The organism is Crinalium epipsammum PCC 9333 (genome assembly GCF_000317495.1).
In the GTDB taxonomy this organism is placed as follows: Bacteria; Cyanobacteriota; Cyanobacteriia; order Cyanobacteriales; family PCC-9333; genus Crinalium; species Crinalium epipsammum.
Window position 1 is genome coordinate 4,269,273 of record NC_019753.1, and the last position, 15,959, is coordinate 4,285,231.

Consider the following 15,959-nt stretch of genomic DNA (forward strand, 5'->3'; position numbering starts at 1 on the left):
GAGCGATCGCTACCTGATAAAATCACAGTGATCGCTCTTTTTTTTTAATAAAATCATGCTTGTTAGTCTAATAGAACACTTGAAGAAAGTCAAGGATTTTCGTAAAAGTCAAGGAAAAAGACATCCCTTATGGATAGTATTATTAGTAGTAGTTTTAGGGATGATGTCAGGGTATCAGGGCTATAGAGAAATTGGGCATTTTGTAAAATATGAGCAAAGGAATCTGATTAATAACTTGGAAATATTTACGGAAAGATTACCATCTTGTGCAACTATAAGAAGGGTAATGATGGGCATGGACTGGCAAAATCTCAGCGAAGTTTTTAATCAGTGGGCTAAAGAAAACTATCCGCAAATAGATGAAACAGACTGGTTGGCAATTGATGGAAAAAGTTTGAGAAGCACAGTAACAAACTATGCAGATAAATCGCAAAATTTTGGGGTAATAGTTTCTGTATTTAGTCAACTAACAGGATTAGTGATAGCCCTGAGTAAAATCGAGAATAAAAGTAAGTCAGAAATTGCCGAAGTTCAAGATATAGTAAGGAATTGCGGTTTTAAAGGAAAAGTAATAAGCGCCGATGCGCTGCATTGTAATCAAACTACAACTAGAGCAATTATCAAAAGTCAAAATAATTATTTAATTGCTTTAAAGAAAAACCAAAATAAATTGTATGAGCAAGTAAAAACTTTAACAAATATGATTGAGCCATCCAGCCGATGTATCACTAAAGAACAAAGTCATGGACGACAAGTAACTCGAGAAGTAACAGTTTTTAATAATATTATTAAATTGAAAAACTGGTCACATATTCAAAGCTTGATTAAAGTAGAACGCTGGGGATGGAGAGGAAGCTCACCATATCAAGAAACAGTTTATTACATCAGTAGCATGAGCGCAGATGCGGAAACGTTTAACCAAAGAATTAGAGGGCATTGGCGAATAGAAAATCAAGTTCACTGGGTCAAAGACGTAATTTTAAATGAAGATAAAATGAAAATTCATCAAATTCAAGCAGCTACTAATTTTTCCATTTTAAAAACAATAGTTTTGAATCTTTTTCGCGGCTTGGGTTTCATCTCTATAACCGAGGGAAAAAGGTGGTTAGGTAATCACTGGAACAAACTGCTCATTATGACGGAAGAATTGACTTAAAATTTGAAAATTATCAGCAGTAGTTTTCGTTAAAAAAATAACTTAAGAGGAGCTTCAAGCCTGATGGGATAAAGCATCGGAAAATTTATGCTGTGTATAGAGTTAATCTATCAAGGAATAATTAATTAAAGTTATATTAAACATTAGTGCTAAATTTTAATTTGATAAATAAAAAAGATTTAGAGTCAATGTTGGAAATATAATTCTGGAAAATGAAACAGCCCTGCGTTCACAGGGAGGGGGAGTTTTTAGGTTTTATCTTTTTTAATGTGGAGCTACTTATCTGATAATTGATAATTGTTAATTGATAATTGATCAAACAATGACTAAATATGTAATGTGGGGAAGCTACTGCGCGGATGTTTTAGAAAAACGTGCGCCTTACCGCCAAGCACATCTTGATGGACTTGCCAAGCAAAAAGAAGCTGGAACTTTAATTACCATTGGTCCTACTAAAGATTTAACTAAAGTTTTTGCTATTTACGAAGCACCGGATGAAGCTACTGTGAGGCAATTGGTAGAAGCTGACCCCTACTGGCAAAACGGTGTCTGGACAGAATACGATGTGCTTGAGTGGATTCAAGCGTTGTAGAAATAGTGCCGTCAGGCTGAAGCCTGCGGCTATACAAACTAAGCCTGCCTACGCAGGCTAATCTCTATAGGACTTACGCATAAATCATCTTTTTATCCACAGGCTGACTGCGAGTACATCTGTGTTTATCTGTGTTTATCTGTGGTTAATTTTCCAAAATCTTACTTATGCAATAAGTCTACTGTTTACTGTTAATTGTTAAGATATTGGTGACAAAATTCTAGTGCTGCTGATAAATCACTGGTTTGTTGAGGATAGTCAACTTTTGGGCGATTAATGACTATTAAAGGAATACCTAACTCAGCAGCAATGGTGCGCTTAATATCTTCTCCCCCAGGAGTTCCAGAAGCTTTGGTAACAACTAGAGAAATTTGCCACTGTTCCCACAATGCCTTTTCTAAATTAGCTGAAACAGGAGGACGTAAGGCAATTATGCGATCTGGTGTAAATCCTGCTGCTATTGCTGCTTCCATTGCCGTCACAGAAGGTAAGATTCTGGCAAATAAGGTTGCTTTATCTTGCCAATTATGAAATAAAGGTAAGGGTCTGTAACCTAATATTAGTAATGCCCTTTGTCCCTGAAGATAGTCTTTATTTATAAGTGTATTAAAACTATCTAGTTGAATTATTTGGGAAGAATTTTTTGCAGTATCTACAGATAAACGTTCATACCGCAAGTAGGGAATTTGTAGCTGATTTGCAGATGCGATCGCACCAGTAGAAATTTCCACAGCGTAAGGATGAGAAGCATCTAAAATTGCGCCTATCTTCTCATCAGTTAAAAATTTTTCTAGTTGATTGATATCTAAACGAGTTACTAATACTCGTAGATTTGATGCTGAAGGATAAAGCGATCGCGCAGGTTCGGTAGTGACAGTAATTGTACAAGGTAAATTAGTTTGGGAAAGTGCGATCGCGATTTCCCTACTTTCTTTAGTACCACCAATCAACCAAATGCGTTCACGAAGTGTCCCCGTTGGCGGAGCCACCCCGTTCGCAAAGCGACTCCGTTGGCGGAGCCGCCCCGAAGGGGCTAGGAGTAAAGGGTTAGGGGAATCGCCAGCATTTTTTAGGGTCATCTCACACCCTAGATCATTAGTAAACTGCTTCAATCACCCTTAAGAGCTTTTTGAAAGTTCTTACGATAAGACTTGTTATACATCAAAAATGGCCACAGCGTAGACATTGCCACCCGATTTCCTAAACCTTTGTTAAAAGAAGTGCGATCAAATCCATTCCAGAATTTCCATGCACCGAAACCATAACCCCCAAGCAAGGCAAAAACAACTAATGGCCCCATCGCTTAACCTCATTTATTTAACTTGTTTAATTACACGCCAGTCGCTATAAATTTCGTGTCAAGGCTAATTACTAATTTAAAAGCTAACTTGCATCCAGTTTAGATTAACTTTATACACTTATACTTTAAATATAGGCTAATCTAGCAGCTTAAGTCCAGCTAAAAACAACATATTCTATAGTAGCCCTTATTCAGTTATATTTTAATCGAAGTTAACTTTTAATACCACAATAAATAAACAATAGCTTTCTTCCTTAAATATTCTTAACTATAATTTACTGGTAACGGTATTTTTTCCGACTAAATGCTTAACTATCCGTTATCCCTCACTCTGAGCAACACCCACACCTCTGGCTTGCAAAATTATATATGTCTATACAGCCTAGTATTAAATTCCCAGCACAAGCCTATCTAAACAACCTCTACAAGCGCATCTAATGACGGATACCGTAAATTTGCTCCTCATAGGAAACTTAATGACAGAACTATGCCAAATGAAGCATTGATCACAACGCTGTCAACATTGCAAATAATTAAGGAGAGATTATGCGAGCAGTTCTGATGGCTGGTGGTTCGGGAACACGACTTAGACCCCTAACGTGCGAACTTCCTAAACCAATGGTACCCATTCTCAACCAGCCGATTGCTGAACATATTATTAACTTACTCAGAAGACATCAGATTACGGAGATCATTGCCACATTGCACTATCTACCTGATGTCATGCGGGACTATTTCCAAGATGGCAGTGACTATGGTGTTCAAATCACATACGCCGTTGAGGAAGACCAACCATTAGGTACGGCTGGTTGTGTTAAAAATATTGCCGAGTTACTAGATGAAACTTTTTTAGTAATTAGTGGTGACAGTATCACCGATTTTGATTTAAGCGCCGCCATTCGATTTCATAAACAAAAGCAATCAAAAGCTACCTTAATTTTAACCCGCGTACCAAATCCGATTGAATTTGGTGTAGTAATTACAGATGAAAACCATCGCATCAGCAGATTTTTAGAAAAGCCTTCTACAAGTGAAATTTTTTCTGATACAGTCAACACTGGCACATACATTTTAGAACCAGAAGTATTGGACTATCTGCCATCTAACGTTGAAAGTGACTTTTCTGCATATTTGTTTCCATTACTGTTGGAAAAAGACGAACCAATGTATGGCTACATTGCTGATGGTTATTGGTGTGATGTTGGTCATTTAGATGCTTACCGTGATGCTCAATATGATGCTTTACAAAGAAAGGTAAAACTAGAATTTACCTCGGAGCAACAATCACCTGGAATTTGGGTAGGGCAAAATACTTATATTGACTCAACAGCTAAAATTCAAGCGCCAGTAATCATTGGTCGTAATTGTCGCATTGGTTCACGGGTGCAGATTGAGGCGGGAACAGTAATTGGTGATAATGTCACCATTGGGGCTGATGCTGACCTCAAGCGTCCAATCATTTGGAATGGAGCAAGTATTGGTGAAGAAGCACATTTACGTGCTTGTGTAATTGCTCGTGGTACCCGTGTAGGCCGTCGCGCCCATGTGTTAGAAGGTGCGGTAGTAGGTTCTTTATCTACTATTGGTGAAGAAGCTCAAGTTAGCCCTAATGTGCGTGTTTGGCCCAGTAAAGAGGTAGAATCTGGTGCTACCTTGAACATTAACTTAATTTGGGGTCAGACGGCTCACCGTAATTTATTTGGTCAACGAGGTGTCCAAGGGTTAGCCAATATTGATATAACTCCAGAATTTGCTGTCAAGTTAGGAGCAGCTTATGGCTCAACTTTAAAGCAAGGTTCTTCTGTAACTGTATCTCGCGACCAGCGCAGTATTTCGCGGATGGTTTCTCGGTCTTTAATTGCTGGTTTAATGTCGGTAGGAATTAATGTTCAGAATTTAGAAGCAACTGCTATTCCTGTCGCCCGTACAGTTGTGCCTACGCTTTCGGTGACTGGCGGAATTCATGTACGGGTACATCCTGACAGAGCAGATTATATATTGATTGAGATTTTTGATCCCAAGGGGATTAATATCTCAAAATCTCAAGAGAAAAAAATTGAAGGAGCTTATTTTAAAGAAGATTTTCGACGAGCGCAAATTCATGAAATTGGTAACGTTACTTACCTCAACCAAGGAATTGAGATTTATAGTACTGCCTTTGAAAAACATCTCAATGTACCAGCAATTCGCAACAGTGGTGCAAAGGTGGTAATTGATTATGTTTATGCTGTTTCTGGTGCGGTGTTACCTCTACTGTTAGCTAAATTTGGCTGCGATGCGGTGGTACTGAATGCTAGTTTGAATCAAAGCGCGTTAGCTGTTCCTGAACGGGAGGCATTACTAAATCAGTTAGGTCATGTGGTTGAGGCGCTGAAGGCTAATTTTGGCGTGCAAGTGTCAGCACATGGGGAGCAAATGATTCTAGTGGATGAGTCAGGGTTGCCTATTCGGGGTGAAATGTTGACAGCTTTGATGATTCAAATAATTTTGACAGCGAACCCTAGAGGTACTGTAGTAGTGCCTGTCCATGCTTCTAGTGCTGTGGAACAAATTGCCCGTCGCCATGATGGTAGGGTAATTCGGACTAAGGCGAATCCTACAGCGTTAATGGAGGCGTGTCACACTAATCCTAATGTGGTTTTAGGTGGTAGTGGTGAGATGGGCTTTATTTTCCCACAACTGCATCCAGGGTTTGATGCGATGTTCTGTATTGCTAAACTAATGGAGATGCTAAGTTTGCAAGAGCGATCGCTTGGTGCTATCCGTTCTGAGCTACCCCGTGTTTACCACAAAAATTATCCGGTGCGTTGTCCTTGGACTGTGAAGGGAGCATTAATGCGGCATCTTGTAGAAACTAACCCAGCCGAGAATTTGGAATTGGTAGATGGGGTGAAAATTTGCAATTATCAAAATGATAGCTGGGTGTTAATTTTACCTGATGCTAGTGAACCTTTAGTAACTATTTACGCTAACAGTAATAACAAAGATTGGGTTGATGAAACTTTAAGAGAGTACCGCACTCGTGTTCAAGAATTTGTGGAACTTGATAAAGGTATGGACTTTTTGAATTAGTACTCATTTTTGTGAAAAATGTCAATACATTTGTTGCATGATTTAAGGAATATTTCTATAAACACACTACAAATGCTGATATCAAGTTCGGAAAGGTTAACCATAATATGCGTAGGGGCGGGTTGCCAGATAAAATTTGCTGCTGATAAATATCTTGGTTTAACCAGCCCCTACAAGTCAATCGCTTTTTATTACGGCTAATTCAATAAACATGATCTGACAACATTTGGTTAAACTGTTACAGAGTTAAATTACATTGATTGTTTAAGGTTGTTGACTGTTGACTATAATTATTAACCAGTCAACAGTTAATACAAAACATAGTTTTCGCTTTGCAATTAACTACAAACAATAGTACAATAGTACTAATGACTTAGGAATTACATTCTAATCTACTAGGAGCATTATTTAATGAATAGCTGCGTTTTAATGGCAGAAATTATTAAAGATCCAGAACTGCGCTATACTCCAGACAACCAAACTGCAATTGCTGAAATGTTAGTGCAGTTTCCAGGGATGCGGACTGAAGATCCACCAACTACGTTAAAGGTTGTAGGCTGGGGGAATATCGCCCAAGAAATTCAAGAACAGTATCACTTAGGCGATCGCATCGTGATCGAGGGTCGCTTACAGATGAATACCATTGAGCGCCCAGAAGGTTTTAAAGAGAAACGCGCCGAGTTAGTAGTTTCTAAAATTTGTTCGTTAACGAACAATAGCTATGAAGCAGCATCAGCATCAGAATCTACTGCAACCAGCAATACTAACAATGTTGTTTCCTTAAGACCAACAACCACAGGGAATGTCAGTAATCAAAAAGCTGATCATGGGATGTATGAACCGGAAACAGCTTCTTTGGCGACAGAAACTAGACCTCTCAAGGCTGTAACTCCTAAAAAGCCGGAAGCAGGTCAAGATTTGGATGATATCCCGTTTTAAAGATATTCACTTAAAAAGTCAAAGGGGTTATCTTCCCAACACGGTGCAGGAGCTAACCAAAGTAAATTGCGGTCGATCTCAGCTTCAATCTGATCAATATCTTCTCGTTCAAATAGAGCGAGTAATGCCTTGGTATCTCGCTCATTTAGAGGCATGAGGATCGCGGCATACCCTAAGTCATAGCTTTTGGTTTTGGCAGCATTGTCGCGCGATCGCACTTGCGCTTTTTGACTTTCAACCTGTGAACTATAACGGATGAGTTCAGCAGGAAAGCCAGAGCGATCGTCGGTAGATGAAGGTGTATACATGGAGTGCATCCAGTAAAACTGCTATGGCGTTTAAATGATGCTGGGCTAAACACGAGTTCGCCTTGACACTACTTAAAACTAGCTTGCTCGTCTGAGCCAGTGCATCCTTACCAAAAGCTAAGTCGTAATAGCTCAAACTCGCTTCAATTTTAAAATTGAACATTTTAATATATATAATTCTTGATAAGAAAATTTAAATTAAGTATAGTTATAGTTAAGAGTGACATATCCTGGGCAATATTTACAATCTTTTAGGTGTTTTTTATTTACAAAACCCCCTGAAGAAATTCATAAAAGCTTAATTTATCAACATATTTCCTCACTTTATTATGATTAAGGGATGAACAGTGTTTCAACTTCTATATCCCGTAGTGCAAGCCATCCAGCCTTTTATGGTGCATATATGTTTCGTTAGTGCCTGGATAATAATAATTTTGGCATTGAGGAGTCTTTGGCTGAGTATGAAACATGGCTTAAGCAGGGCAAAAAAAATGCACGAAATTCCCTGTACTGGCTGCCAATATTTCACAAATGATTATCATCTTAAATGTACAGTGCAGCCTCATATTGCCAATTCTGAGGATGCTATTGACTGTCCTGACTATCGGGAAATTAAAAATTATTATCATCTTTCCGAATAGTCAGTCAGATTAATATTAGGTAGGCATTTCTAGCAAAACTTTTAATACGCCTCGCTTCTGGGCATGATCGAAGGCTGCAAGCCCTTCACCCAATGGGTAGCGTGCCTGGATGAGCGGTTCCACGTCAACTTGTCCTGTAGCTAGTAAATTAAGTGCTGGGGGAAAGGAACCGCAGCGTGAACCTATCAGGGTAATTTCGTCTACTACTAGAGATGAGGCATCAAAAGTCAGTTGTCCTGAGTAGGTGCTTTTGAGGACGAGGGTACCGCGAGGACGGAGGGCGCGTAGTGCGATCGCGAAACCTTCGGGATTACCTGTACACTCTACTGATAAGTCATAAGCTCGCTCTGTTACCGCCTCAACAAAATTAGTTTTAATACCACGCTTGGCTAGGTTAGCTAGTTTCTCTTGATGTCGCCCCACGACTAAAAGATCGCACCCAGTAAGCGCCAGTGTTTGCGCTACCAGTTGCCCTAATTTGCCATCACCAACTACAAGAACTCGGTCATCTGGGCGTACTTGCACCTGTTGCTGAATTTCCAACGCGGCTGCTAGGGGTTCTGTGAAAGTTGCTTTTTCTGTTGTTATAGACTCCGGTACTAAATGTAAATTCTTAATTGGCAAGGTAAGATACTCAGCAAAAGCTCCATTGCGGTTAACTATTCCTAAAACAGAACGGTTTTCGCAGTGAGTAGGCTGCCCAGTTACACAAAAACGGCACTCTCCACAGGCAGCATTAATTTCTCCGACAACGCGCTGACCAATGAGTTCTTCTGATCCTTGTTCTACAATACCTACAAATTCGTGACCCAAAATCCCCGTATAAGGATAGTAGCCTTTCAGTAGTTCTAAATCCGTGTTACAGATGCCAGCACAAACTACACGCACCAGTGCCTCCCCTGGCTGAGGTTCGGGAATGGGGGCATCTGTGCGTAGCTGTAGTTGCTGATTTTCTAGCCAGATCGCTTTCATAGTGAGTTTTATGGGATTTGAATAGGATAAAATTATTTTATTGACTGTTAAGGAAGTTAAGATATAACTCGAACCTTATATAGCTTAAAGGTAAAATCTGCCCATCGAAGTAGCTGCAAGGCAAATGGCATGATACCTTTAAGTATGGCGTAAACATCCTGCGAAAATAAGATTAGAATAAAAAGCTTGCGTAAAATTTCTGCTGTCATAAACAATACATCTGGAAATCAAAAGCCAAGCATTCAACGCAGGATAGAGATTAATCTGGTTCTACTGCACAGAGTGATGTTTTTGATATTAGCTAGAGAAGTACGAAAATTGACGAGGTGGAGCAACTTGCGTCAATATAGTCTTTCTTTAGGTAATATCTTTTTGCTGCCTGCAAGCAAGTTTGTTTGAATCCAAGTCTGGAGGTATTTTTCATGTCTATTCGTCTTTATGTGGGTAATCTGCCAAAAGAAGATGTAGAGCGTCAAGATCTGCAAGCCATCTTTGCAGAAGCAGGTGATTTTGTTTCTACCAAAGTAATTAAAGACCGTAAAACTGGTAAATGTCGTGGTTTTGGCTTTGTAACTGTAAATACAGATGAACAAGCCGATCAAATTATTGAGCAGTTCAATGGCTATATGTTTCAAGATGCTGCTCTTAAAATAGAAAAAGCATTACCAAGGTCTAAGGGTAAAGGAGATGAGGAGTTTGCTCCAGGTACTGAAGATACCAGTACCAGCACTCCCAGCAGCAACACTCCTCCTCCGACTCGTAATCCTGAGCGTAGTTCTGGTGGTGGTGGTGGTAGTAGTTCTGCGCGTCGTAATAATAAGAAGTCTCGGCGCTCTCCTACAACTGCAAGTACATCATATAGCGGCAGTTCAGATGAGTTTCAACCTGATCCACGTTGGGCTGGTGAATTAGCTAAGTTGAAAGAAATGTTGGCAACTCAATCTAGCAATTCTTAATGGCACTCTGAAAATCAACTTGGGTTTGTAAGAGCGAAGCACAAGTATATGTTTGATTGCTTGCAGGAAATCCACTGACTATTGGTGGTGGGGAACGCTCCATTTCTTGGATAAATTCAGATAATGAAACCCCAATCTGGGTTAAGCTGGCACTAAGTTAGCCAGCTTTTTTATTGCGATCGCGTATTTATAAGACATCGTGGTTCCTTAGTCAAAGTTTGGTTAATTAACCACGGATAAACACAGATGCACACAGATGGAATAATTGATTGAGAAGCAAGAAGTCTAATGCCGATGATTGGGGTTTGCATCTTAACAGATTAACTGTATAAGTCCTGTAGGTCTGCTGGTAAGCTGAGTTTGGATTAAAAGGAGTTTTTGGCATGACCGCAGAACAAGACCCAATTAAGGTGATGAAGCAGGAAGTTGGTAAGGCTGCTGCTGCTCGTGTACAGTCTGGTGCTATTGTGGGGCTAGGTACGGGTTCAACGACGGCGTATGCGATCGAGTATTTGGGACAGCGCATTAAGTCAGGTGAACTTAAAGATATTTTGGGTATTCCAACATCATTTCAGGCATCAGTACTGGCTAAACAGTATGGTATTCCTTTAACTACTTTGGATGAAGTTGACCATATTGATATTGCGATCGATGGCGCTGATGAGGTTGATCCTCAAAAGAATTTGATTAAAGGCGGTGGTGCGGCTCATACCCGCGAGAAAGTAGTAGACGCGCTTGCTGATTTGTTTATTGTAGTGGTCGATAGTTCTAAGTTAGTTGATAAGCTAGGTTCAACTTTCTTGTTGCCTGTGGAAGTAATACCAATGGCGATGACTCCTGTAATGCGGGCGATTGAAAAGTTGGGCGGTAAGCCAGAATTAAGGATGGGTGTGAAAAAAGCGGGACCTGTGATTACTGACCAAGGCAATATGGTAATTGATGTGAAGTTCGATTCAATTGATCATCCTGCTGAGTTGGAAAAGACTCTCAATAATATTCCTGGTGTGCTTGAGAATGGTTTGTTTGTGGGGGTTACTGATATTGTGCTAGTGGGTGAGGTTAAGGATGGTCAACCTAGTGTACGGGAGTTTTAGAAAGTTTATAATTTACTCCCTTCCCGCTTAAAGAATACCTATTTTTATAACCGCCAAGACGCAAAGTCCGCCAAGGAAGAGCAAGAATACAATCGGTAATCTTTTAGTGGGAAGGGAGTAGGATGCGCCTATTTCGGGTTAATTCTGTAAAAAGTTAATTGTGTTACAAAGCACGATTGATGGTGCGTTAGGCACGTAAATAGAATTATTGGGTGAAATTTTCAATTTATCACCCGTGCCTAACACACCCTACAGTTAGAAAAGATTTTATGATTACCATAAATAGGGAAGAGCCATTTTTGTTAATTGTTAATTGTTAATTGTTATGATGCAGTATCGACGATTTGGACGCACAGAATTACAGATGCCTGTTTTTTCTTGCGGTGGTATGAGATATCAGTATAAGTGGCAAGATGTAGCAGGATCAGAAATTCCTTTAGATAATCAGCATAATTTAGAAGCTACTATTTATCGAGCGTTAGAAGTTGGGATTAATCATATAGAAACTGCTCGTGGTTATGGTACATCAGAAATGCAGTTGGGTAAAATTTTGCCAACTTTGCCACGAGAAAAGCTGATTATTCAAACTAAAGTCGGCATAAAAGCTGATCCAGAAGAGTTTAGGCGTGATTTTGAGAAGTCTTTGGCGTTTTTGCAGTTAGATTATGTTGATTTACTAGGGCTGCATGGAATTAATAATGCTGAAACGCTGGATTATAGTATCCGTGATGGTGGATGTTTAGAAGTTGCACAAAAGCTGCAAGCTGAGGGAAAGGTTAGGTTTATTGGCTTTTCAACTCATGGTGCTACAGATTTAATTGTGCAGGCGATCGCAACTAATAAATTTGATTATGTTAATCTACATTGGTATTACATTAATCAATTTAATTGGGCGGCTATAGAAGCGGCGACGCGCCACGATATGGGGGTATTTATTATTAGTCCTTCAGATAAGGGGGGACTGTTATATAAACCAACGCCAAAGTTAGTTAAACTTTGCCATCCACTTAGCCCTATGGTGTTTAATGATTTGTTTTGTTTGAGTCATCCCCAGGTACATACTTTAAGTCTTGGTGCTGCTAAACCGCAAGATTTTGATGAACATTTGAAGACGTTAGAATTATTAGATGGTGCTGATGAGATTTTACCGCCAATTTTGCAGCGTTTAGAAGAGGAAGCTTATAAGGAGTTGGGGGAAGAGTGGGTAAAAACTTGGCATCTTGGTTTGCCAACTTATGAAGAAACGCCTGGTGGTGTGAATATACCTGTGATTTTGTGGTTGAGGAATTTGGCGATCGCATATCACATGATTGATTATGCCAAGATACGCTATAACCTGTTGGGTAATGCTAGTCACTGGTTCCCAGGTAATAAGGCGGAACAGGTAAAGGAATTAGATTTAAGTGAATGTTTAGCTAATAGTCTTCATGCAGATAAGATACCAGGTTTTCTAGATGAGGCTCATCAAATGTTGGCTGGTGAATCAGTTCAACGGTTATCAAAAAATTGAACTACAGTGGTTTTTGAGTAGGTATGCCCACAGGACGGGGAAAATTAGCAGGGGTTGTTGCTATTTTCTTTAAGTACAAACAAGTACGTTGACTATTACTGATTGGTGTGGTAAATGTCTCTATTGATTCAATTACACCACCTAATTCTTTAACTGCTTTTTCTAGAGTTTCTGTTTCTTCTTCAGTCCATTGCCCACGATATAGAATTGCTAAACCATTTTCTTTAAGTAAAGGTAAGGCATATTCTGCACAAACGGATGCTGGGGCAACGGCTCGAATTAAAGCTAAGTCGTAAGCTTGGCGATGCTGTGTTTGTTGCCCGATTTCTTCTGCTCTACCAGTTAATGTGGTGAGATTATTTAAACTTAATTGCGGGAGAATAGTTTCAATAAAAGCAATTTTTTTACGGGTAGAATCTAGTAGGGTAACGTGACAGTTTAAGAGTGCGATCGCAACTGGTATTCCTGGGAAACCTCCTCCTGTACCAATATCAATCGCACGTAATGGTGATGTGGTGGAAGTATTAAGTAATTGAGCAATTCCTTTTAATGAATCCCATAAGTGCTTTTCCCAAAAGTCTTCTGGTGTGGTAATGCGCGTTAGGTTGAGATGTTGGTTGGCGACTAATATTAGTTCGTAAAGCTGCTGAAATTGCTGTTGTTGAATTTGATTTGGTTGCCAATTTAAGGTTTCCTGCCAAATTTCTAACATCTCAGGGATGGAGTTTTGGGATTCTGTAATTGTATTCACTTTGGGGTTATATGGAATTAGGATTTTTTACCGCAGATAAACGCAGATAAACGCAGATGTTGTTTTAAGGTTAATTGTTTGTTGGACAAGTTTTTCTTTTTAAGATTAACTATGATTTAGTTTTTCACTGGTCATTTTATGGAGTAACGGCTTGGGTTTGATTATCTTTAACAAGCGATTTTGGATCAACTGATTGCATTTCACCATGATTGATTGTCCAGCCGCAATCGGCAATTGGCAATAAATCACTGGCATCGTGAGTCACTACTAAAAGTGTCCAATGGGTTTTGAGTTTCGCTAACAGATTCACCAGTTGCCGTCTCATTGACCAATCTAGCCCTGCTGTTGGTTCGTCTAATAGTAGAATATGGGGTTGTCGAATTAACTGTACTGCTAAGGCAAGTCGCCGTTGTTGACCGCCACTAAGGGATTGCGGGGAGGTTTGGAGGGAGAGATGGGCGAGTCCTACTTCTTCGAGTGCTTCTTTTATGCGCGTTGAGCCTAATTCTGGGTGTCCTAGTCTTAGTTCTTCTAAAATTGTGTTGCCACAAAAATGTCGTTCTGGAAACTGAAATACTAAGCCACAGAGTTGTTGTAGGTGATCTGGTGTAAGTTCTTGGTCTCGCCACAAGAGACCGCCAGATGTTTTTTCTGCCAGTCCAGCCATGATCTCTAAGAATGTGCTTTTCCCAGACCCACTGGGACCGATAACCAGCCCTAATTGCTGGGGGGCAAGTTCGAGGTTGATAGATTTGAGGATAGCTGTTGGGGTAGCTGGGGGGTGGTAAATCAGGTTTTTGAGATAGAGCATTAAGTACGGATATGATTAATTATGATGCGATCGCCAATTCTCGCTTCTAACTCTCAGATTACCAATTGTATACGATGGTATGAGGAAAAAATTTGAGGTAATCTTCTTTTCAAAAAGTAAGTAAATATTCCTTGCCTCTACTTCTTCTATAATAAAGGCTAGTGACTGAAGGCTTAAGCTGGAACTAGCAAATAGTAACAGCGTCCAACTGATAAGCGCCTAATTGTATCTCTACCCATGTCAGCAATTATCTGATGCGCGAACTGATAAGGGAAATGGGAATAATAAGACAAAATTTTTTTGAGGATAAACATGAAAAATTGGTTGTCTGCTCCTGTGCGGGTGGTTTCTGCGATCGCAACATTTACTGCACTTAGCCTTTGGGTAACTCCAATTTTTGCCAAAGATATATTTCGTACTACTAATACTCGCAATATTGGAGACAATACAGAAGCTGCTTTTAAAGCACTGTTTAAGGAAGGTAACTATCCTGAAGCTAGACGTTATCTCAAACTGGCTGAATCTACTGACAAAAATGAGCCTTTAGCTTATGCTATCCAAGCATCTTTTGCTTTTAAAGATCAAGACTGGAACGCATTTAAATTTTACTCCACCAAAACGATGCAATTAGCGCAACAGATCAACCGTAATGATCCTGTGCGTGGGAATCTTTATACGGCGGTTGGTTATTTTTTAGAAGGTACTTACAGCTTTAAGCAAGATAACTCTTTGGCGGCTTTAACAAAACTACAGCAAGTTTTTCAGTATTTGGATGAAGCTAAAAAAATTGCTCCTAATGATCCAGAAGTAAACTTACTTAAGGGATATATGGATTTGATTTTGTCGGTAAATTTGCCGTTTTCTGATCCTAGTCAAGGAATTGAAAGTTTAGAAAAATATGCTAGCCCAGGGTATTTAGCTAATCGGGGTATTGCTGTTGGTTATCGGGATTTAAAGCAGTATAATAAGGCACTTGAGTATGTTAATAAGGCATTGCAACAAGCACCTAAAAATCCAGAGTTATTTTACTTAAAAGCCCAAATTTTAGCCTTTCAAGGAAATACTCAAAAAAATTCTGCTTTGTTCAAAGAAGCTAATAATAATTTTAAAACGGCTTTGAGTAAATCCAATCAACTACCAAAATGGATTGTTTCACAAATATTTTATGAACACTGCCAGACTCAAATGCTGATTGATATTAAACAGCGTGACTGCTATGCTTACAAACAACAGATTGATAATGGATCTGGTAAATGGGGACCAGCTAAATTACCGCAATTAACAATTAACAATTAGCAATTTAGGTGTTGAGTCCGATGCACGTACAGTTTCGCGAATATAACTCTTTTGATTTGTGGATTTGGATTGAGTTCAATAGTGTTCCTTCTCATAGAGAGAAGGAATATATTGAAGAAGTTTTTAATTCCTGGTTTTTTCTAGGAAAGCTGGGGGCATTTAATGCTGAAAATATCCAAGTTCAAGAAGTGGGAATGGAACTGAGTTATATGGACTATGACACAGAGGCGGCTGATAATAGCTTGTCGGCGTTGATGCACAATATGGCAGATTTTGAGTATGAAAGAAACTGGGGTCGCTGCTGGTTTGATTTAGGAACCAGTGATGCGATCGCGCTTGATATCTTAATCAATGCCCTCAAACAATTGAGTAAAGAATATGTTGATATTAAGCAATTAGTTATTGGTGGTGATAATGAAGATTGGCAAATAGATCCAAGTCGCCGTCAGGCTGCTTTCTATGAACAAGAATTTGACAATTAACAATTAACAATTAACAATTAACAATTAACAATTATCAGAAGAGTTGTTTTTGATGCGGGTTGTCTTGAGGATTGAAAAC

At 39.4% G+C, this 15,959-nt stretch carries 17 protein-coding genes; 10 read left to right on the top strand and 7 right to left on the bottom strand.

Annotated elements, in window-relative coordinates:
* Positions 1-55: 55 nt before the first annotated feature.
* Together CRI9333_RS18530 and CRI9333_RS18535 are read left to right on the top strand one after the other, a co-directional pair.
* Positions 56-1,156, top strand: a complete 1,101-nt coding sequence (locus CRI9333_RS18530; protein WP_015201778.1) for an ISAs1 family transposase — start codon at positions 56-58, stop codon at positions 1,154-1,156.
* 322 nt (positions 1,157-1,478) lie between these two features.
* Entirely contained in the window at positions 1,479-1,748 is a 270-nt protein-coding gene (locus tag CRI9333_RS18535; protein ID WP_015204702.1) for a YciI family protein, read from the top strand.
* Positions 1,749-1,939: 191 nt separating this feature from the next.
* Here the strand turns inward: CRI9333_RS18535 and CRI9333_RS18540 are convergent, their stop codons facing one another.
* Both CRI9333_RS18540 and CRI9333_RS18545 read right to left on the bottom strand, forming a co-directional pair.
* Positions 1,940-2,827, bottom strand: coding sequence for a cobalt-precorrin-6A reductase (locus CRI9333_RS18540; protein WP_015204703.1), 888 nt, complete (start codon positions 2,825-2,827; stop codon positions 1,940-1,942).
* A gap of 29 nt (positions 2,828-2,856) precedes the next feature.
* A complete protein-coding gene (locus CRI9333_RS18545; RefSeq protein WP_015204704.1) occupies positions 2,857-3,048 on the bottom strand; it encodes a hypothetical protein in 192 nt (63 codons plus the stop codon).
* Positions 3,049-3,594: 546 nt separating this feature from the next.
* Between CRI9333_RS18545 and CRI9333_RS18550 the strand changes: the two genes are divergently transcribed.
* Together CRI9333_RS18550 and CRI9333_RS18555 are read left to right on the top strand one after the other, a co-directional pair.
* Positions 3,595-6,120 carry a mannose-1-phosphate guanyltransferase gene (locus CRI9333_RS18550; protein ID WP_015204705.1) on the top strand — a complete coding sequence of 842 codons (2,526 nt, stop codon included), beginning with the start codon at positions 3,595-3,597 and terminating at the stop codon, positions 6,118-6,120.
* A 411-nt stretch (positions 6,121-6,531) separates the two neighbouring features.
* Positions 6,532-7,059, top strand: coding sequence for a single-stranded DNA-binding protein (locus CRI9333_RS18555; protein ID WP_015204706.1), 528 nt, complete (start codon positions 6,532-6,534; stop codon positions 7,057-7,059).
* On the opposite strand, the gene CRI9333_RS18560 is transcribed toward CRI9333_RS18555, so the two are convergent.
* Positions 7,056-7,367, bottom strand: coding sequence for a hypothetical protein (locus tag CRI9333_RS18560; protein WP_015204707.1), 312 nt, complete (start codon positions 7,365-7,367; stop codon positions 7,056-7,058). The two genes, CRI9333_RS18555 and CRI9333_RS18560, sit on opposite strands and share 4 nt — an antisense overlap.
* Entirely contained in the window at positions 7,321-7,530 is a 210-nt protein-coding gene (locus tag CRI9333_RS27420; protein ID WP_198013583.1) for a hypothetical protein, read from the bottom strand. Before CRI9333_RS27420 ends, CRI9333_RS18560 begins: the two co-directional genes overlap by 47 nt.
* Before the next feature lie 328 nt (positions 7,531-7,858).
* Between CRI9333_RS27420 and CRI9333_RS27880 the strand changes: the two genes are divergently transcribed.
* A complete protein-coding gene (locus tag CRI9333_RS27880) occupies positions 7,859-8,008 on the top strand; it encodes a hypothetical protein (protein ID WP_232229352.1) in 150 nt (49 codons plus the stop codon).
* Between the two features lie 15 nt (positions 8,009-8,023).
* Here the strand turns inward: CRI9333_RS27880 and CRI9333_RS18565 are convergent, their stop codons facing one another.
* Entirely contained in the window at positions 8,024-8,980 is a 957-nt protein-coding gene (locus tag CRI9333_RS18565; protein WP_015204709.1) for an MDR/zinc-dependent alcohol dehydrogenase-like family protein, read from the bottom strand.
* Between the two features lie 422 nt (positions 8,981-9,402).
* On the opposite strand from CRI9333_RS18565, the gene CRI9333_RS18570 reads away from it, so the two are divergent.
* The 3 genes from CRI9333_RS18570 (at position 9,403) to CRI9333_RS18580 (ending at position 12,540) form a co-directional block, all read left to right on the top strand.
* On the top strand, positions 9,403-9,936 hold the full coding sequence (locus CRI9333_RS18570) for an RNA recognition motif domain-containing protein (RefSeq protein ID WP_015204710.1): 534 nt from the start codon (positions 9,403-9,405) through the stop codon (positions 9,934-9,936).
* Positions 9,937-10,319: 383 nt separating this feature from the next.
* Positions 10,320-11,030, top strand: a complete 711-nt coding sequence (gene rpiA / locus CRI9333_RS18575; protein ID WP_015204711.1) for a ribose-5-phosphate isomerase RpiA — start codon at positions 10,320-10,322, stop codon at positions 11,028-11,030.
* A 328-nt stretch (positions 11,031-11,358) separates the two neighbouring features.
* Positions 11,359-12,540 (top strand): aldo/keto reductase, encoded by a 1,182-nt coding sequence (locus CRI9333_RS18580; protein WP_041226116.1) that lies wholly within the window; start codon positions 11,359-11,361, stop codon positions 12,538-12,540.
* Between the two features lies 1 nt (position 12,541).
* Here CRI9333_RS18580 and rsmG read toward each other — a convergent pair whose 3' ends face one another.
* Both rsmG and CRI9333_RS18590 read right to left on the bottom strand, forming a co-directional pair.
* A complete protein-coding gene (gene rsmG, locus CRI9333_RS18585) occupies positions 12,542-13,252 on the bottom strand; it encodes a 16S rRNA (guanine(527)-N(7))-methyltransferase RsmG (RefSeq protein ID WP_015204713.1) in 711 nt (236 codons plus the stop codon).
* Positions 13,253-13,427: 175 nt separating this feature from the next.
* Positions 13,428-14,102 carry an ABC transporter ATP-binding protein gene (locus tag CRI9333_RS18590; RefSeq protein ID WP_015204714.1) on the bottom strand — a complete coding sequence of 225 codons (675 nt, stop codon included), beginning with the start codon at positions 14,100-14,102 and terminating at the stop codon, positions 13,428-13,430.
* 312 nt (positions 14,103-14,414) lie between these two features.
* Between CRI9333_RS18590 and CRI9333_RS18595 the strand changes: the two genes are divergently transcribed.
* Together CRI9333_RS18595 and CRI9333_RS18600 are read left to right on the top strand one after the other, a co-directional pair.
* Positions 14,415-15,398, top strand: coding sequence for a Sll0314/Alr1548 family TPR repeat-containing protein (locus CRI9333_RS18595; RefSeq protein WP_015204715.1), 984 nt, complete (start codon positions 14,415-14,417; stop codon positions 15,396-15,398).
* A 20-nt stretch (positions 15,399-15,418) separates the two neighbouring features.
* Positions 15,419-15,880, top strand: a complete 462-nt coding sequence (locus CRI9333_RS18600) for a DUF3531 family protein (RefSeq protein WP_015204716.1) — start codon at positions 15,419-15,421, stop codon at positions 15,878-15,880.
* Positions 15,881-15,959 lie beyond the last annotated feature (79 nt).